The organism is Gymnodinialimonas sp. 57CJ19 (assembly GCF_038396845.1).
In the GTDB taxonomy this organism is placed as follows: domain Bacteria; phylum Pseudomonadota; class Alphaproteobacteria; order Rhodobacterales; family Rhodobacteraceae; genus Gymnodinialimonas.
The window spans coordinates 1,169,281-1,188,220 of sequence record NZ_CP151587.1; the positions used below are offsets into that span (position 1 = coordinate 1,169,281).

Genomic DNA, 18,940 nt, shown 5'->3' on the forward strand with positions numbered 1-18,940 from the left:
CCTTGCACTTACCCGCTGCGATTTGCTCTGGAACGGTCAATCAGGTCGCGAAATAAGCCCACGTGGGTCTTGAAGTCCTTGTCAGTCACTCGGATGCGATAGAGGCCCCAGCGGTCATTATACTCAAGGGTCTCCACGCCAGCTTGGTCCAACAAGCCGTCGACTTCGTCTGTGCGTGGTAATTTAGGCTCGAAAAGAACAAACGACTTCTTTGGCCTGAACGTAACATAATTGTTGGCACGGCCATCCTTGATCAGTCCAACATAGAATTTATTGTATTTCAGCTCGCACGACGGGTCGCCTTCCTTCACGATTTCAAACATGCGATCCATCAAGGCGACGGTCTTTTGGGTTCCCTTGTCTTTTTCCCAATAGGCCCGGTCCGTCGGCGCGCTGATAGCGTCTTCGTCCTCGTCCACTAGGCCGCGTTGTACTTCGTCTAGGACTTTCGTGAACACCAGCGTGACGTGTTCGCCCACTTCAAAAGCCTGCATCTGGATCGCGACAATCGGCAGTGCGCCGTTGAACAAAGATACGACATTCAAAAAACGACTGGTGATATTCTCGGCCACGATGACTGCGCAGTGTTCGTACTGCGGGTAGCGTTTTCGTTCGATATCCCAGTACTCAATTGTGCGAATGATGTGGGTCTCGTCGGTCGCGCCAAGCTGTAATTCGACTTCATAGCGCTTGTAGGTTTCTGGGTCCTGAAGCAACAAATCCAGCCGCCCGGCGCGGACTTGGATGCGTTCGCGGTCCCTCAGGACGAGGTCGCCCAAACCTAGGATTGAAGGGTCTTCGGCAATAATGTCCTGAACCCAGTTTTCGGAATAGACGGGATGGCTCTTGAGCGAGATTTGTTTGGGCCGGGTGAAAGGGATCATTTTTTTGCCTTCGCTTTCGCATAGTGCTTAGGTTTTGCTTTCGATGTCGCTTTGGCCTCGGCCTGCGCGCGCTCTTGGTTGAGCTTGAACAGGCGGGCCAGGATTTCATCTTCAGTCACCTTGCCATCACGCCAATCGTCGCCCCAGCCGTAGGCCTCGGCCACCGCTTCGTCCAAAGCCTTGTGGGCGTGGTCGAGCCACGCGGGGCGGGTGTTGTAGAGGTTAGTGAGGGTCCGTTTCTTGAGTTCTTTGGCCGCCGCGTCGTCCTTGGGCAGGAGGCGGTCGGGGTAGCCGGGGACGACCTCGGGCACGCGGTCCACCAGATCGGCGGGGTTGAGCCAGTTTTCGCGGAGTTCGTTGAGGCGCGCGGCGGCGACGGCGATTTTCACGGCGCGCGGGTCGTCGGCATAGTCGGCGGCGGGGATATTGGGGGTGAGGCCTTGGGGGAAGGGGAAGGTTTCGAAGGTTGTAGAAGGGGTATAGCGAGGGTCGTTGCCGACGCCCAAGAAAGTGCCCATGCGCAGAGACCAGAGTTCGTGGAAGGTGGAATGCAGGATGCCGAAGGTGGTGTCGTCGTCGCGGGCGATTGCGACAACGGCAGAATCCGGCACAAGTTTTGCTATCCGCCACGCGAATAAACGATGTTTGGATACGCGAGGCGACACTACCATGCGATTGAGGTCTGAGACTGCGCGTTTCTGAGCAGGCCGGGGGTCGCCGTGAAGCCACCATTTAAGACGGTGCCAATCTCTCCTGAGTTTTTCCCTAGTCGGTTTTACCTCCAAAACGACCCGCTCAAACGGTTCCTCATAGAGTGAGGCGTCCGCCTGTTTCATAATTGGCCCAAAGTCGATGACCCACTTGTCGGGGTCTCTTTGCGTTATCGCCGAACCGTTGGTCCAAGGAAAAACCACGTCAGAATTTGGTCTGCCATTTGGATTCAGTGGGCTGCATAGATACCGCCGCGCGACGTCACCGGAAATATCAAACGGTCCATTTTTTTGCGTTCCGATGAAGCAAGTTCCCACGTTAGAGAGCAAGCGGACCGCGTCGGTAAGGTCGAAGTCGAGCAAATTGGTCGTCAGATCGGAATATATGATTGGAACCACGTCACCGTTCAAAGTTGTATCTTTAGATTTAGGTTCTTGAAAACAGACCATCGAGACTCGCACCGCCGCGCCGTCGACAGTCCAAGCCTCATCTGACCAAGCGGTTGTGATCCAGCCACCTTTGGCAATCCGCTCTATCACTTTGCGGTTGGCTCCACCGCGTATCGAGTTCGTGGAAACTAAGCCCGCTCGTTTCAGCTGACCAATTTCAATCTGTTCCCAAGCCTTAGAAAACCAATAGCAAACTAAGTCGCTTCCGCCCGGCACCTGTCGGGAAAATGCCTTTCGTAATGCGAAAGTGTATTCTTCGCCGAGTTCTGCAATCATCTTGCGGTCGCCCAAGAATGGCGGGTTCCCAATCACCACATCCGCTTTCGGCCAATCCGCCCGCGTCCCGTCCACATTCAACACCGCGTCGCGGTTCTCGATTGTCTCCAGCTTGCGCAAAATCGGGTTCTTTCCCGCCTCAAAGCCGTTGCGCCGCATCCATTGGATCTCGCCAATCCAGACCGATACACGGGCGAGTTCGGCGGCGTAGGCGCTTAGCTCAATCCCCAGAACAACCTCCGGTCCAAGCTGGGGGAAGCCACGGGGCAGGCCAAGCGCCTCGGCCTCCAGATTGACGCGGTGTTCTAGGTTCTTAAGTTCCAGCAGGGCGATGTATAGGAAGTTGCCCGACCCACAGGCGGGGTCGAGCGCACGAAACGCTTTTAGCCGCTCGATGAATTCAAGGTGCAGCGCCTCGGCCTTGTCCAGTGCGCGGGTAACGGCTGCCTTTTCCTTGGTGCTGAGAAGCTTTTCTTTGGTGGCCTTGGGTGCTTTGTCAATCTGCGCTTCGATCTGCGCTTTGACCTCGGCCCACTCGGCCAGGAGCGGTTCCACGATGACCGGATTGACGATCTGCATGATTTTGTCGCGGTCGGTGTAATGCGCCCCAAGCTGGCTGCGCTTGGCCGGGTCCAGCCCACGCTCGAACAAGGTGCCAAGGATGGAAGGGTCGATATCGGACCAATCGAGCGCAGAGGCGCGGATGAGGTCATCAAGGTCCTGCCATTCCAGCGGCAAAACATCGTCGCTGTCAAAGAGACCTCCATTGAACCATTCGACGGTTTCAAAGCCGACAAGGCCACCCGTCTTCATTGCGCCGAACAGGGCCTTGGCGTGGATAGCGAAGGTTTCAGGCTTGGGACGGGCGGTTTTTATCATCCGCTCGAACATCTTGTTAGGCAGAAGGTCCACGTCTTCCGCGAACATGCAGAAGACCAGTCGATTGATAAAATGCGCGACCTCTTGCGGGTCGTGGCCGCGTTCGCGGAGGCGTTGGGCCATATTGGCAAAGTTTTGGGCGGCCTGTTCCGTCACAAGGCGGCGGGTCTTGGTCGGTTTCAGTTTTCCCGGGTCGAGGAAGGCATTGCGCAGAAGGTCGCGTTTGGCGGCGTCTGTCAGGTCGTCGAGGGTGAGCGTGTGGACGTTTTGGACGGTGTTGGTCCAGTTGGTGTGGATGCGGATAACATTCATATCCGACACAATGAGAAGCGGCGGGTTCTCCAGCGCGATTGCGTATTGCAAGAGTTGGTCGAATGCCTTGTCGAGGTTGGAGCGTTTGCCTTTGTATTCCCATGCAAAGCTGTCTTTGCGCCAAACGTCCGCCCAGCCTTCGCCACCACTTGTCTTGGATGCGCCTTTTTCAAACGTGAACCAATCGCCCTTGGGGTCCGCCGTGATGGGGTCGTCGATGCCCAGAAGGCGGCATATGTCGTTGAAGTGCGACTGTGAGGCCGTGCGCTCTTTCAACTCGACGTTGCGCCATTTGGAGATGAATTCGACTGGCGTCATGGGTTTTCCTAGGTAAGCTGAGAAGTGCCAATAGAGATGTGAGGCCGCGCAAGGTCAACTGCGCATCTGCTGAGCCGGGTGATGTCGTCTACTGACCGAAATATATCTCGCGTTCCTCAGCGTTGAGAAGGTGGCGGAATTTTGCAATGAAGGCCCGGTTCGCTTGGTCCTCGCACCACTCAATCTCAAACCGTTTCCGCTGATAGGTCTGTTGCCACATGCCTTTGGGCTTGGGGGCTATCCAGTGAGCGGTTCCCGGTTCGCCGCCCAGCGCCATGCGTAGTTTGTTGGCGCGGCGCAACATGCGGTCATGGCGGGCCTCTGATTGGCTGGCATAGGCCACGCGGCAACAATGGCGACAGAGGAAGTAGCGCCCGCCTGCGAACAGCTTGCCAACACGCCGCCCGCAAGTGCGGTCGTTCACCACGCCGGGGCAGAGGAAAAAGGGTCGAGAATTGCCATAGTGGCAGGCGACGCGCGTGAGTTGGACGGTTTCGGTGATTGGTTCCCAATCGCCGCCACGTTCGCGCACACGGTAGTCTAGGACCAGTCGCCCAGCCTCTGCTTTGTATCCGATGCGCCCGGTTTCCTCGCCATCACGGGACCAAACCCAGTTCCCTCGTTTGCCGGGGTCTAGGCATCCCTCGCGGTGAAAGCGGTTCACGTCGAGCGAGCGGCAGTCCTCTGCTTTTTGTTTGTAGCTTGGTCGTCCTGAGCCGTATCCACCCATGCTGGACCTCCTATTATTTTCCGAAATCATCAGAGAAGTTTAGGTTTTCCTTAGGGTGAGGGTGGGGGGAGTATCAAAGTCCAGCGCCACCCGATGATGGACCGTGGCGGGTAACTATTTTTCTGTACCGTCAGATTGAACATAAAAAGCTAGGATTGTGCTGCGACCTATGACCAGCCTGTGCGCTCCGGCTTTCCCTTCCAATAGCGGATGGTGTCGGGAAGGAGTCCGCATCTCACCGCCAAATTGCGGCGTGATAGATCGCGCACTTTGCGCGCCGCTACTAGTTCGCCGCCGGTTATCGAAACCTCTATGCGTGTGCGGTCGGTCGGCAAATTTCAGTTATTGGTCGTTCTCACAACTAGCGACTGGCTGATTTCTGTCAAAACACCGAGCGCGACACCGAATGCAATTAGTCTAAACGCGTCGCCAACGTCCTCAAACATGCCTACTTCGTTCAACGCCTGTGCCACCTCGCCAGGGCCAAGGTCTAGGTCTGCCAAATGGGAAATGGCCGGGCCATATTGCCCTGTTAGAGTCCAAAGCAGATCGAACAATCCGTACAAGAGGCAAAGCAGGGCGATGGCCTTCCCCAACCATGTGAACAACATTCTCATTCCTAATCTGTGCTTAACGGCATTCTGGCACCTGCATATAATGCATCCCATCAATTTAATAGGGTTCGAGACGCATAATGCCGCCCGCCGTACGCGTGTAATTTGTAGGTCCGATATCGCTCAACATATATAATCTTAGACCCTCCCCCCTTCCTTGCCTTTTCCGTTTCGGCTGGGCATCTGCGCTACGCTGGCAGGGTCGCCAGAGGGCAATCGCAATCGGGTAAGCGTATAGGTACGATGCACCGCCCCCGCGAAGTGATTGCCCGCGACAGCCAATAGGCCAACTGCCTCTAGGGCACGGCGTGCAGCACGTAAACGGGGGATAGAAAGCCGGGTTAGCCCTGATGACCGCATTGCCTTAAAATCCAGAGCGAACCGTTTGCCCGGGGAATGACCATGCATATCGGACAACAGCACAAAGAGCGCGATAGCGTCACTTTCGTTGTCGCAGTTGCGCAGGGCATCCAACGCTTTCCTGCATACAGGAAAAGCACTGTCACGGCCTCGGTAGACGCGATTATTTAGACGGCACTCCCAAGCCCATTTGGCGATGGCCCCCAATTCACTGTCGGGCATTGTGGCGGCGTCGGCGCAAAGGTCGTCCCGCACCCCTTGCAAATTCCCAACAAGTTCCCCTTCACTGTCCACGTATTCGACCATTCTGATTGCCTCCGTGACAAGCCGCGCGTGTCTCTGACCGATTGGGATGAACTCTGACGGCCTTTGTTCCACTTGTGCGCCTTGTGCCCTCTCAAAGTCGCGTATCAGGGGCAGGGCGTCTGTCCCAAGTAAACCTTTGGCTGGGGCGTAATGGCCTCCGTCTGGGCGCAGCGAAAGTGGTCCGACGACATAGGCTCGCGCTCCTGTTTTGATATCAACGGGATAGCTTTCGCCGCGAAGGTTTGGAGCCGTACCACTAGCGCGGTAATATAGGTGCCGCCCACGTGGCGTCTTTACATGCACCGGGGATGCTCCAAAGCGCGCTTCCATAGCCGCGACCAATTCGGCGCTATCATCATCGCAGTCGATTACGGTCAAGTCATCCAGCCGCACGCCATAGACCTGCGAACCCGTGCGATGAAGCGGGGCCAGTACGCGGCTTAGAGTGAGTGTAGGGCCAGCCCATGACCGTAAGAGAGGGGCCTTGCCGTCGGCCCCGCCTCCTAACGGCAGGAGTGGGAAACCCGCCCGCACAAGGCGGGCAAGTTCATTGCGGAAATCATCTGTTAGATGTTGCTCTCGAAGGGCTGTCATGTCACTGGCCCCAAACAAGCACGGCAAGCGCTTTGGCTTGTGCGTCGGTCAAGCCATGTAGGCGGCGAAGGCGGGCGATGCGTTGGGCCATCATTGTGCCACCTCGGCACTCAACCGCTCAATGGTGGCGTGTAAGATGTACCTGCCGTGGGTGCCGGGAAATTCGCCGCCGTGGGGTTCGTGCCGGGTTTCGATGGGGACGCCCAGCCCTCGTAACTTGTGGACGTAGGCCGCCCAGCGTGGCCCAGTGGGTTCTTCTCTAGGTGTGACGCCCGATTGGCTTGCTTTTGCCAGTTGTTCGAGCGCCCAAAGGTCGCGCCCTTTAGCGTTGATGGTGAAGGGGGCGCCGTTGTGGGGGCGAATGCGCATGACTTGAAAATCAGCCAAAAGCCGTTCCTTTCAATTCTCGCGCGGAGGGGGTATTTATTCCGTGTCCAGGAAAGCTATGTCCCGCCCGCGCTCATATGGTGGTGAGTGTGGGCGGTTCTCAGGCGGTTTCGCGCTGAGAAAGCCAAGTCTGAATGCTTGATTCAGGCCAACCGACGGCTCTCTTGCCTAGCTTCACTGGCCTCGGAAAACTTCCCTCTGAAATCATGGCATAGAGGGTGGACCGGGAAAGCCCGGTGATTTCTTCGACGGCCTGTCGTCTTAAATGGCGCTCCATATGGATGCTCCTGCTCTGAAGGGCCGCGCAGAAATCGTTTGCGCTACGCCCAATGGTTTGCGAGACAGGAGTCGGAAAATGTACCATCCAAGTCATTTCCGACTCGCCTCCTGATGCCTTGCACGGCGTCGGGAGGCACCGAACATTTCGCGAACAATTCGGATGCTCTAGGTATACCGTAAGCGGCCCCGAGTGGGTCAATCACTTTATTGGATAATCCACACGGATATTTTCCTTGAAAAATAGAATGTTCGCCGGGTCAGTGCCTTTCCCGCATGGATTCTAGCGGCGTGGCGCTGTGTTTGCGGAATTTCTGCAAATCTCGAAATGCGTCGCGGTCGGGTTGCAGTCGCCGACAAAAACTCTGAAGTCGAATGAATCATGAATCAAGGCGCACCACGACGCCCATTCCTATTGATTGTGACGCGGCCCACCTGTCCATCATCTGCCTTCGCTTCTCAAATAGATCAGACCGCGCATAGGCGGCTTCTACTTTGTCAGCGTTCACATGGGCCAAGGCGGCTTCGGCCACCTCGCGCGGGTAGTTGGTGCGCTCTTGCGCCCATGTGCGGAACGACGTGCGGAAGCCGTGAACGTGAACGTCATAGCCCAGCGCCTTTACCAGCTTTGTCAGCGTCATGTCGGACAAAGGCTTGCCGCGTTTTGTACCGGGGAACACTAGGCCGCTTTCATCGCCGATGCGTTCTCCCTCGGCCTTGGCATTCTTCAATACCTCTACTGCGCGGGTAGACAGAGGAACGCGGTGGATCCGCTTCGCCTTCATGCGTTCCGCCGGGATGGTCCATTCAGCCGCGCCTAGGTCGATTTCATCCCATTGGGCCAATCGAGCCTCGCCAGATCGGCAAGCAGTAAGGATAATCAGTTCCAAGGCCAGCTTGGTGAGCGGGTTAGCTTCGCTTCCGTGTAGGTCTGTAAGGAAGGCGGGCAGGTCAACATAGGGCAACGCCTTGCGAGGGTTCTGTGCTTTCTCCTGACGGGGCAGGGCGGACGCAATCGCTTGGGCCGGGTTATCCTGTCGCCAGCCTTGGGCAACGGTCCATTTCATCACTGTGCCGATGCGCTGACGTACCCGCTTCGCCGTTTCGGGTTTGGTATGCCAGATCGGTGTCAGCACGCCCAGCACGTCCGCCGTAGAGACCTCTGACACGCGCAAGCGCCCGATGGTGGGGAAGGCGTAGGTTTCGAGTGTGGATAGGAACTGTGCCGCGTGTTTTGCGTTGCGCCATGACGGGCGGTGGAGTTCATGGACCTTTCGCGCGGCTTCTTCAAACGTCAGGACGGCCTGAGCCTGTCTCTTGGCTTGAAGGGGGTCGCCCCCCGCACGAGCTTGCTTGCGGTTCTCTAGGGCTGTTTCACGCGCCTCTTGCAGAGAAACAAGGGAAGTCGAGCCAATGCCGATTTCCCGGCGCTTGCCGCGAACGTTGATCCGCTGGACCCAACGCTTTGCGCCGCTGGCGTCTACCTTAAGGAAAAGCCCGTGACCGTCGAAATATTTGCCGGGTTCCTTGGCGGACCGGACGAAGGCGGCGGATAGGGCTTTCTCAGGGTGTTGCCCGCTCTTGCGGCGTGCCTCGCGCGTAATGGTATTGTTCTGATTGTCCGCCATTTTACCCCCCATTCTTTATAGGAATATGGGGGACGGCGTTGGACGTTGCAAGGCGTAGTTATCTGATAAGCATCTAAGTTTTATACTGTTTCGGAAGTGTCTGGAACGCGGTTTGGCGGTTCCCCAGTCCGCCACTTAGATCTCCTGAAATTTTGTTGGTTAGCATTATTTTGGCTTGTGGCCGAAAGCGTCCCCACATCCTTGATGAACACTTTCAGAAATTACTGACTTTGCGATCTGTTGATGCTGATTTCAGTGCATCCCGTCGGAATCATTCTCTCGCAACATGGCGACACTTCAATCGGACGCCTGATGCGCAGGGGGGCCGTCGATTTGTCCTTAGGCCCTACAGCTATTGCCGAAAGTCACACGCATGGCGGCGAAGTGTTTTTAACGGAGCCCTGAAGCGGGGATCCCGCACGCGTTGCGATACCGAGCAGTGCACCAAGGGGCGGCAGTTGGTCAGTCGCGTAGTACCAGCACTGAGCATTTGGAGTGGCGGACGACCCGGGCGGCGTTGGGGCCGATCAGGTAGTCTTGGAAATTTGGCCGATGCGCGGCCATTATGATCAACGTGACACCATGCTTGGCTGCGGCATCAAGGATTTGCTCGTACGCTGTGCCGTGACGAACAATGTGGCGGACGTCGGCGCTAAGCTCTTTTCCCAGCACCTCTTGTGTCACGGCGTGCAAGCTGACGCCCGCCGCATTCAGGGCCTTTTGCTCGGCGCCGTCCTCAAAGAAAGAGCCGACAATGCTCATCCCGAAGTCGGGAATCACGGTGATGGCAGCAATTCCGGCCCCTTCGGCCTTTGCCATCTGGGCCGCCTTCAGGAGGATGGGCGCGTGGTGTTCGGGGTGGGCCAGATCAAGGGCCGCAAGGACAAGCGCGCTCATGCTGTTACCTCCTCTTCTTCGCGGGGCATACGGCCCCTTTGGATCAGGGCGATCATGCCCAGAAGCAGCAGGGCGGGGATGAAGAAAATCTCTTTCGGCATCCGCTCATTCTCGACCTCCAGCGTGGTGACGGTCCAGTCGAAGTCGATGCCCAACTGCTCACCAACGCCGCCAAACATCAACGAGCTGACCACGACGGTGCCATCCTGCTCCACCAGATCAAGCCCCGCCGCCTGAGATAACCGCGCGGCCCCGTCCGGCCCCGCATCGCCCAAGGGCAGCAAGTAGGTGGAGGAGACGAAATCGCCGTCCAGCGTCATCCCTTCCAGACCGACTCGAAGCTCTCCGCCCGGCGGAGCCTCTTCCGCTAGCGCGAAGATCTCGGTCGGGGCAAGTTGCAGGTACGGGTCTTGTATCTGGTCGAGCCAGAAGCCGGGCCGGAACAGCGTCAGCGCCACCAGCACCAGCACCACTGATTCCCAAACTTTCGAGCGCACGAGGAAAAAGCCCATGGTGCCCGCCGCGAAGACGAGCATGGCTATCAGCGCCACAACGAAGACGAATATCGCCTGCACCCATGTCACATCCAGCAACAGCAAATCGGTGTTGAAGATGAACAGGAACGGCAACAGCGCCGTGCGGATCGAATAGAAGAACGCCTGAAATCCGGTTTTCAGCGGATCGCCCCCGGAAATCGCCGCCGCCGCGAAACTGGCAAGGCCCACGGGCGGTGTCACATCGGCCATGATCCCGAAGTAGAAGACGAACATGTGAACCGCGATCAGCGGCACGATCAGGCCGTTCTGCGCGCCCAACTCCACCACGACCGAGGCCATCAGCGACGACACCACGATATAGTTCGCCGTCGTGGGCAGCCCCATGCCGAGGATGATGGAGATCACGGCCACGAAGAACAGCATCGCCATCAGGTTGCCACCCGACAGGAACTCCACGAATTCCGCCATGACCTGGCCCACACCGGTCAGCGTGACCGAGCCCACGATGATGCCCGCAACGGCCATGGCGCAGGCCAGGCCGATCATGTTGCGCGCGCCCGAGATCAGGCCCTCGGTAACTTCCCAGAAGCCCTCGACCAGACGCGCCTGCAAATGCCCCTCGCCCCGGAAATAGGCCTTCAGGGGTTTTTGCGTCAGCAGCGTCAGCAGCATGAAGCAGGCCGACCAGAAGGCCGAGAAACCGGGCGATTTCCGCTCGACCATCAGCAGGTACATCAGCAGCAGGATCGGCAGCAGGTAGTAGACGCCGGATTTGAAGATTTCGCGGGTGGGGGGCAGGTTCTGCATGCTGTCCACGGACAACTCCAGGTCCGGGCCTGCCGCTGCATAGCGCACGCAAGCAACGTAGCCGACGAGGAAGCCCACGATTATGACAGGAAGCGCGACGCTGCCGAGGGTGGAATAAAGCAGGCCGACCAAAAGTCCGGCGGCATAGAGGATGCCGCCCGCAATCACGATGCCGACGCAGATGATCAGGATCGCGCCAAGGATGAACTTGATAGGGTTCATCCGGCTGGTGCCCTTCATACCCATCTTCAGGGCCTCAAGGTGGACGATGTAGACCAGCGCCACGTAGGAAATCGCGGCTGGCACGATGGCGGCTTTTACCACCTCCACGTAAGAAATTCCGACATATTCCGTCATCAGGAAGGCCACCGCGCCCATCACGGGCGGCGTTAGAACACCGTTGATGGAACTAGAGACTTCGACCGCGCCCGCCTTGGACGGCGAGAAGCCCACGCGTTTCATCAGCGGAATGGTGAACGTGCCCGTGGTCACCACGTTGGCGATTGAAGAACCAGAGATCAGGCCGGTCGCCGCAGATGCGATCACCGCCGCTTTGGCCGGGCCGCCGCGCAGGTGGCCCAAGGTAGCGAAGGCGAGGGACAGGAAATAGTTGCCCGCGCCCGCCTGGTTCAGCAGTGCGCCGAACAGCACGAAGAGGAAGACGAAGCCCGACGACACGCCAAGGGCCACGCCGAAGACGCCCTCGGTGGTCAACCACATGTGGCTCATCGCGCGCTCGATGGAGGCGCCGCGCCAGCGGATCACGTCGGGCAGCCACTCGCTGGAGCCAAAGAAGACATACAGCAGGAACACGCCGGCCACGGCCATCAGCGGGAATCCAAGGGACCGCCGCGCCGCCTCCATCAGCAGGGCCACACCTACGACGGCCACGGTTATATCAAGGCTGGAGGGCGCGCCGGATCGTGCTGCAAGGCCATCCCAGGCCAGAAACAGATAGCCCGAGGTAAAGGCCGCGATCAGGCCGATGACCCAGGTCAGGATCGGGATGCCATCGCGCGGCGTATAGCTGACAAAGGGATAAAGGGCGGCGGTCAGGGCCAGCACGCCGATGACATGCAGGAACGACGGCAACAGTAGCGTGGTCCAGCTGCCTTGCGTCTCCAGTAGTTCCAGCGGGTCTACGACCCCGTTGACGTAGGATTGCGCCACCAGCCAGCCGACCAACACGCAGAGGTAGGCTGTCACGAAACTACCGATCAGCACGACGAAGGACCGGTTCGCTCCGCCGCCAGGTTTCAGGCCGGGGAACGCGGCGAAGGCCAGGAAGACCGCGAAGGCCAGGTGGATGGAGCGTGCCTCGGCGTTGTTCACCACGCCAATGCCAATGGAATAAGGGATCGGGGAGGCGATCCAAAGCTGGAACAGCGACCAGACCAGCGGGATGGTCCACAGGACGGACCGGTTGAAACCACCGCTAGGTGCGCGGGCGCCGGTATCGGCTTCGGCGATGAAATCCTCGCCCGCTGTCGTTGTGTGTGTGTCGCTCATGCCGTGTCCCCCGGTGGTGTCCCTCGATCTGCGTCCTGAAAACGCAAAAACCGCCCGAGATCATGCTCTCGGGCGGCCTTGGTCGTTAAGTTGGGTTACTCGACCCAGCCCTGCTCACGGTAGTACTGCGCGGCACCGGGGTGCAGATCAGCCGTGATCCCGGAAGAGATCATTTCTTCAGGGGTCAGGTTGGTGAAAGCCGGGTGCAGGCGCTGGAAGTTCTCGAAGTTCTCGAAAACGGCGCTGACAACGGCATAGACCACCTCATCAGGGGTGTCGGCGGCGGTCACGAACGTGGCGCGTGGGCCCCAGGATGGGATGTCATCGGGGTTGCCGGAGTACATGCCACCGGGGATCGTTGCAGCGGCATAGGCCGAGTTGTCGGCCAGCAGCGCGTCAATCTCGGGCCCTGCAAGCGGCAAGATCACAACGTCACAAGTCGATGTTGCTTCCTGAGAGGAGCCGTTGGGCAGGCCCGCGGCCCAGATCGTCGCATCGATGTTGCCATCGCACAGCGCCGAGGATTGCTCGGCCGAAGACATTTCAGCCGCCAGCGACAAGTCATCGACGGAGATGTCGTAGTACTGCATCAACGTCTCGGCCAACACGCGGGTGCCAGAGCCGGGGTTTGCGATGTTCACGCGGTTGCCGGGGAAGTCAGCCGGTGTAGCGATACCCGCGTCGGCGCGTGCCATCACGTGCAGCGGCTCGGGGTGGATCGAGAACAGCGCGCGCAGCTCAGGATAGGCGCCGTCGTCCACGAATGCGCCTTCGCCCGCCAGTGCGGCGGCCTGCACGTCGGATTGTACCACGCCGAAGTCCAACTCGCCCTCGCGGATGGTGCGGGTGTTGTAGACGGAACCACCGGTCGATTCGACCGAGCAGCGCAGCCCGTGGTCGGCTCGGCCTGCGTTGACCAGGCGGCAGATTGCGCCACCGGTTGGATAGTACACGCCGGTCACGCCGCCGGTGCCGATGGTGATGAACTGTTGATCCTGCGCCGTTGCGGCACCTGCCAACAGCAGCGTTGCTGCGGTGGTCGCGCCAAACAAAGCCTTATGGATTGTCATGCTTTCTCTCCTTAGTTGAATTTCGTGCGGGCCTGCGCCCGTCTTGACCCCAGCGTTGGGGCAGTACCCGTGTCGGCCCCGTTGCCGAGGCGATAGTAACAAGTTGGTCTCAACTTTCAGTAAGTGTCACGCAAAAACTATTGTTTTTTCGGGTTGCTCCAATACGCGCTGTGTGCCGTGCGCAAATCCTCGTAGGCGGTGATTCGTTCGCGCACGTCTGGGCCGCCGTCGGTAAAGACCATCGCCAGGAGCGTCTCCATCAGTGCCATGGCACCAGAGGTGCAGGCGAAATGATGCGTCGACAGAGTCGAGACCAGCAGAGTCAGATCCGGCTCCAGCCCTGGCGCCATGATTTCACTGTCGGTGATCATGATCAGCCTGGCGCCCTTGGTCTTGGCAAAGGCCGCCGCTTCGATGGTTTCGCGCGAATAGGGCGTGAAGGTAATCGCCATGAGCACGTCGCCCGGCCCCGCATCATTCAACTCGTCAATGGCCGTGGACATGTGGCGCGGCACCAGTTCCATCGACTGCAAAGCCATGCGCGCCACATAATGGAAGTGATACGCAAGCCCGTAAGAGGCCCGCATCGCCGTCAGGTAAACGGTGTCCGCCTCCAGCAGCATGCGGACGGCTTCCTGCAACTTCTCGGGGTTCTGACGCTGCAACGAGCGGTCCACCACGGCCATGGAATTGGCCGCCGCCTCTGCCGGTGTCGGGCTTTCAGCTTCGCGCCAACGCTCCAGCCAATCCTGCGCCTCGGCATGATCGGTGGTGCTCACCAGCGCATGGCGGAACGGCTCACGCAGATCATCGAAGCGGTCAAACCCCAACAACTTTGCCAGCCGCACCATCGTGAACGTGCTGACGCCAGCCTTGCGCGCCGTCTCGCGGATCGGGTCGAGGCCGAAGTCCGCCTGATGATCCGCCACATACTTCGCCGCCAGCCGCAAGCGCGGGGAAAGAGTAGGCGCTTGCTGCTTGATCTCTGAAAGCAAACGGCTTTTCAGCGTCGGGTCCATGGAATCATCGCCTCATATTTTGATAACAAACGTTATCACTCCTCGATGATTGACGCATTGTGTAATTTGACGTCAGGCTATTTGCATTTCACCTCATCTGGATGACCTGCCATGACGCCCCTCCCCCCACATGCCTCTGTCGTCGTGATCGGCGGCGGCATCATGGGCACCTCGACGCTCTACCATCTGGCCAAGATGGGCGTGTCTGACGCGATTCTGCTGGAGCGCAACAAGCTGACCTCCGGCACCACGTGGCACTCGGCGGCGCAAGTCCGCGCCTTGCGCCACTCGCGCAACCTGACGCGGATGATCCAGTATTCCGTCGACCTCTACGCGCAGCTGGAACAGGAGACGGGGCAATCGGTGGGTTGGATACAGGAAGGCTCGCTGTCCATCGCCACGTCCGAAGACCGCCTGACCCATGTGCGCCGCCAAGGCGCGTTGGCCAAGGCGTTCGGAATCGACGTGACGGAAATCTCGCCCGGTGAAGCACAAGAACGCTGGCCCCTGATGAACGGGGAAGATGTCCTGGGCGCAGTCTGGTCCCCGGATGATGGCCGGGTCAGCCCGTCGGATGTCTGCGCGGCGCTGGTGAAAGCGGCGAAGGGCTTGGGCGCAAAGATTTTTGAAGACACGGGCGTCACCGGAATTCTCACTGAAAATGGCCAGGTGCGCGGCGTGGAAACCACTCAAGGCACGGTGGCCTGCGACGCCATCGCGCTATGCGGTGGGCTTTGGTCGCGCGAATTGGGCGCCATGGCGGGCGCCGACGTGCCGCTATGGCCGTGTGAGCATTTCTACCTGCTGACCAAGCCGATTGAGGGGATCTTTGGCAACATGGCTACGCTATCGGACCACGACAGCCACCTGTATATCCGCGATGACAGCGGCGGCCTGCTGGTGGGTTGCTTTGAACCGATGGGCAAAGCGATCAAACCCGGCGTGCTGGATGAAAATTTTGAATTCGGTCTGCTGGGGGAGGATTGGGATCACTTCGAGCCGATGATGATGAACGCGCTCCACCGCCTGCCCGCGCTGGAGACGGCAGAGGTGAAGATGCTGCTGAACGGGCCGGAATCTTTCACTCCCGATGGCGCGTTCATGTTGGGCGAGACTGCGGAAACCAAGGGCCTGTTCTTGGGCACCGGAATGAACTCTGTCGGGATTGCATCAGGCGGCGGCGCGGGGATGAACCTCGCCCATGCTATTGTGCATGGGGCCACAGCCTACGACCTGGGAGAGGCGGACGCCAAGCGGTTCGCGCCTGTGTTCAACTCGATCGAGCACCTCATGGCCCGCGCGCCCGAGATATTGGGGACGCATTACGATATCGCCTATCCCGGCAAACAGCTGAGAACGGCACGCGATCTGCGTTTGTTGCCTTTGGACGCGGAATACCGCGCCGCCAACGCCCATATGGGGCAAGTCTACGGCTGGGAACGCCCGCTTTATTTCGGCAAGGTAGCTGAGCCGCGTATGACGTTCGGGCGACCGGATTGGCACGACAACGTCGCAGCAGAGGTCCACGCGGCCCACACGAAGGCCGCCATTTTCGATGTCTCGCCCTTTGGCAAGATCGACGTGGAAGGCCCCGACGCCGAGGCGTTCCTGCTGCATGTCTGTGCGGGCTACATGGCGCGGAAACCGGGCTCGGTCATCTACACGGCGATGCTGAATGAGCGCGGCACGTTCGAGTCCGATTTGACCGCGCAGCGCATCAGCGACACGCTTTACCGCCTGTTCGTGGGCACCAACGCGATCAAGCGCGATCTTGCATGGCTGCGTCGTCACGCCGATGGGTTCGATGTAACGCTGACGGACACGACAGAAACCTACGCGGTCCTCGGCCTCATGGGGCCTGACGCTGCTCGTATCGCGAAAGAAACGGCCGCGCCTGAACTGAACGACATCGGTTACTTCAAACAAGCCGCCGCCTATATCGCCGGAAAACACGTCCGCGCCGCGCGGATGTCTTACGTCGGAGAGGCGGGGTGGGAGATCACCTGCAAGGCCGAGAACGCGGCCCCGATCTATGCCGCGTTGACCGCCGCCGGGGCCGTGCCTGCGGGCCTCTTCGCCCAAACCTCCATGCGGATCGAGAAAGGCTTCTGCGCCATGGGCCATGAGTTGGATGGCGACGTGACACCGATCACCACGGGCCTCGATTTCGCGGTGCGCAAGACCGGCGGGTTCAAGGGGGCCGAAGCCCTCGCACAGGCGCGTGCCCGAAGCGAATGCAACCACGTCATTTCGCTGGCGCTGGACGACACAGCAGCCAATCCGTTGGGGCATGAGCCAATCTATCATGGCGGGGCGATCATCGGGGAAACCAGTTCTGCCGCCTTCGGGCATCGCGCCGGGCGGCCAATTGCCCTGGGCCATGTTCACACACCCGTTGCGCAGGACACTCAAGTCACACTCGACATTGCAGGCACGCGCTTCGATGCCAAAGTGGTCCTTGGCCCGATCTGTGATCCAAACGGCCTTTGGATGAAACCTCTGACCCCAGAAAGCTGACCCCATGTCCCATGTATTCCCCCGCCATTGCCATGCCGAGCTGCCCACCGCCGTTGCCGGTGACGGCTGCTACCTGATCGACGCTCAGGGCAACCGCTACTTTGACGGATCGGGGGGCGCGGCTGTCTCGTGCCTTGGCCATTCCAACGAACGGGTGAGGCAGGCGATCAAGGATCAGGTCGACGCGCTGGCTTATGCCCACACCAGCTTTTTCACCACCGACCCGGCCGAGGAACTGGCCGATATCCTGATCGAACATGCGCCGGGCGATCTGGATCGCGTCTACTTCGTCTCTGGCGGGTCAGAAGCGGTAGAGGCCGCGATCAAACTGGCGCGACAATACCATGTCGAAAACGGCCAACCTGAACGGCGGCACCTGATCGCGCGGCGGCAAAGCTACCACGGTAACACCTTGGGGGCTTTGGCGGCGGGGGGGAACGCATGGCGACGGGAGCAATTCTCGCCGCTGTTGATTGACGTCCACCACATCGCGCCGTGCTATGAATACGCCGAGCGCGCGGAGGGCGAGACGCTGGATGCCTATGCCGCCCGTTCTGCGCAGGAGTTGGAGAACGAGATCCAACGGCTCGGCCCCGAGACCGTCATGGCATTCATCGCCGAGCCGGTTGTGGGCGCGACCCTGGGTGCGGTTGCGGCGGTTGGCGACTACTACAAGCGCATCCGCGAGATTTGTGATCGCCACGGCGTGTTGTTGATTCTGGATGAGGTCATGTGCGGCATGGGGCGCACCGGACATCTGTTCGCCTGCGAGGCCGATGGCATCGCTCCCGATATCCTCTGCATCGCGAAGGGTCTTGGCGCGGGTTACCAGCCGATCGGCGCGATGCTGTGCAGCAAGCAAATCTATCAAGCCGTGTCCGACGGCACCGGCTTTTTCCAACACGGCCACACGTATCTGGGTCACCCCATCGCCGCCGCCGCTGGGCGCGCTGTGTTACAAGAAATGTTGGAGCGCGACTTGATCGCAGGGGTCCGCCGAAAGGGTTTGGCCTTCGAGGCCCGCCTGCGCGCGCGGTTCGCGCAGATGCCCCATGTCGGAGATATCCGTGGGCGTGGGCTGTTCTGGGGGCTGGAATTCGTTGCGGATCGCGCCAGCAAGACCCCGTTCGCGCCCCACCACGGCGTCGCAGGAAAGCTGAAGAAAGCGGCCATGGCCCAAGGGCTCGCCTGCTACCCGATGCCCGGCACACGTGATGGGAAAGTTGGCGACCACGTCTTGCTGGCGCCTCCCTTCATCATGAGCGAGGCTCAAATGGACGAAGTCGTTGAGAAACTGGCGCGCGCAGCGGAAACGGTCTTCCCTTGACCGATCAACATGGTCCACTGGCGTCAGGCGGCATCGCCGAGAGAGGCTGCCCGTCTATTCATTCGAACCGTATGGCAGTGATTTCAAGCTCAACGACGCCGCTTGGTTTTTGCCATTCCACCGTGCTGCCAATTTCCGCACCTAGCAAAGCGACACCCAGTGGTGAGTAAGGCGCAATGAGTCCTTGCGTCGGATCTGCCTCATCCTCGCCCACAATTCGGTATGTCAACGGCTCGTCCTCTTCATTGACGACGTCAACCGATGCACCGAACGTGACCACATCGCCGGGGTGGTCTTTGGGGTCTATCAGGATCGCTTTGGAGATACGGCTTTCGAGGAAACGAATGTCGCGCTCGGCGACTGCAATCGCCATATTGTTTTCAATGGCCTCCGGCCGGTTCCGTAGTTCAGCAAGGTCCTCCCGCGCGGCGGCCAAACGGTCGTTGAGATTGGCCAGCCCTGACGGGGTGACCAGATTTGGGTGCGGGCTTTGTGGAAGATCGTCGAGCCGAATATTCTCGGGGCCGTCGTCTTCTTTGGTGAATGCCTTACTCATGGAGTCCTCCCCCGGGC

The 18,940-nt window shown here is 59.5% G+C and carries 15 protein-coding genes; 2 read left to right on the top strand and 13 right to left on the bottom strand.

Annotated elements, in window-relative coordinates; all coding sequences use genetic code 11:
- Window positions 1–8: 8 nt before the first annotated feature.
- The 12 genes from AADW23_RS05875 to AADW23_RS05930 all read right to left on the bottom strand — a co-directional run bounded on the left by AADW23_RS05875 (window position 9) and on the right by AADW23_RS05930 (window position 14,523).
- Window positions 9–884 (bottom strand): hypothetical protein, encoded by an 876-nt coding sequence (locus tag AADW23_RS05875; RefSeq protein ID WP_341863592.1) that lies wholly within the window; start codon window positions 882–884, stop codon window positions 9–11.
- Window positions 881–3,829 (bottom strand): class I SAM-dependent DNA methyltransferase, encoded by a 2,949-nt coding sequence (locus AADW23_RS05880; protein WP_341863593.1) that lies wholly within the window; start codon window positions 3,827–3,829, stop codon window positions 881–883. The genes AADW23_RS05875 and AADW23_RS05880 overlap by 4 nt, the downstream gene beginning before the upstream one ends.
- Window positions 3,830–3,917: 88 nt before the next feature.
- Window positions 3,918–4,559 (bottom strand): hypothetical protein, encoded by a 642-nt coding sequence (locus tag AADW23_RS05885; protein WP_341863594.1) that lies wholly within the window; start codon window positions 4,557–4,559, stop codon window positions 3,918–3,920.
- A gap of 338 nt (window positions 4,560–4,897) precedes the next feature.
- A complete protein-coding gene (locus AADW23_RS05890) occupies window positions 4,898–5,170 on the bottom strand; it encodes a hypothetical protein (protein ID WP_341863595.1) in 273 nt (90 codons plus the stop codon).
- 141 nt (window positions 5,171–5,311) lie between these two features.
- A complete protein-coding gene (locus AADW23_RS05895; protein WP_341863596.1) occupies window positions 5,312–5,839 on the bottom strand; it encodes a hypothetical protein in 528 nt (175 codons plus the stop codon).
- A 684-nt stretch (window positions 5,840–6,523) separates the two neighbouring features.
- Entirely contained in the window at window positions 6,524–6,820 is a 297-nt protein-coding gene (locus AADW23_RS05900; protein WP_341863597.1) for a hypothetical protein, read from the bottom strand.
- A gap of 100 nt (window positions 6,821–6,920) precedes the next feature.
- Window positions 6,921–7,193 carry an AlpA family transcriptional regulator gene (locus AADW23_RS05905; RefSeq protein ID WP_341863598.1) on the bottom strand — a complete coding sequence of 91 codons (273 nt, stop codon included), beginning with the start codon at window positions 7,191–7,193 and terminating at the stop codon, window positions 6,921–6,923.
- Window positions 7,194–7,476: 283 nt separating this feature from the next.
- Window positions 7,477–8,724: an integrase arm-type DNA-binding domain-containing protein gene (locus tag AADW23_RS05910; RefSeq protein WP_341863599.1), complete on the bottom strand. Its 1,248-nt coding sequence runs from the start codon at window positions 8,722–8,724 to the stop codon at window positions 7,477–7,479.
- A gap of 462 nt (window positions 8,725–9,186) precedes the next feature.
- Window positions 9,187–9,621 carry a universal stress protein gene (locus AADW23_RS05915; protein ID WP_341863600.1) on the bottom strand — a complete coding sequence of 145 codons (435 nt, stop codon included), beginning with the start codon at window positions 9,619–9,621 and terminating at the stop codon, window positions 9,187–9,189.
- Window positions 9,618–12,434 carry a TRAP transporter permease gene (locus tag AADW23_RS05920; RefSeq protein ID WP_341863601.1) on the bottom strand — a complete coding sequence of 939 codons (2,817 nt, stop codon included), beginning with the start codon at window positions 12,432–12,434 and terminating at the stop codon, window positions 9,618–9,620. Before AADW23_RS05920 ends, AADW23_RS05915 begins: the two co-directional genes overlap by 4 nt.
- 95 nt (window positions 12,435–12,529) lie before the next feature.
- Window positions 12,530–13,504 carry a TAXI family TRAP transporter solute-binding subunit gene (locus tag AADW23_RS05925; RefSeq protein ID WP_341863602.1) on the bottom strand — a complete coding sequence of 325 codons (975 nt, stop codon included), beginning with the start codon at window positions 13,502–13,504 and terminating at the stop codon, window positions 12,530–12,532.
- Between the two features lie 137 nt (window positions 13,505–13,641).
- Complete coding sequence (locus tag AADW23_RS05930) at window positions 13,642–14,523, bottom strand: MurR/RpiR family transcriptional regulator (RefSeq protein WP_341863603.1); 882 nt, start codon at window positions 14,521–14,523, stop codon at window positions 13,642–13,644.
- A gap of 111 nt (window positions 14,524–14,634) precedes the next feature.
- Between AADW23_RS05930 and AADW23_RS05935 the strand changes: the two genes are divergently transcribed.
- Together AADW23_RS05935 and AADW23_RS05940 are read left to right on the top strand one after the other, a co-directional pair.
- The gene (locus tag AADW23_RS05935; protein WP_341863604.1) at window positions 14,635–17,040 is read left to right on the top strand and encodes an FAD-dependent oxidoreductase; all 2,406 of its coding nucleotides are present in this window, start codon (window positions 14,635–14,637) and stop codon (window positions 17,038–17,040) included.
- Window positions 17,041–17,044: 4 nt separating this feature from the next.
- Window positions 17,045–18,367, top strand: coding sequence for an aspartate aminotransferase family protein (locus AADW23_RS05940; protein ID WP_341863605.1), 1,323 nt, complete (start codon window positions 17,045–17,047; stop codon window positions 18,365–18,367).
- Between the two features lie 58 nt (window positions 18,368–18,425).
- On the opposite strand, the gene AADW23_RS05945 is transcribed toward AADW23_RS05940, so the two are convergent.
- Entirely contained in the window at window positions 18,426–18,923 is a 498-nt protein-coding gene (locus AADW23_RS05945; RefSeq protein ID WP_341863606.1) for a GreA/GreB family elongation factor, read from the bottom strand.
- Window positions 18,924–18,940: the final 17 nt, after the last annotated feature.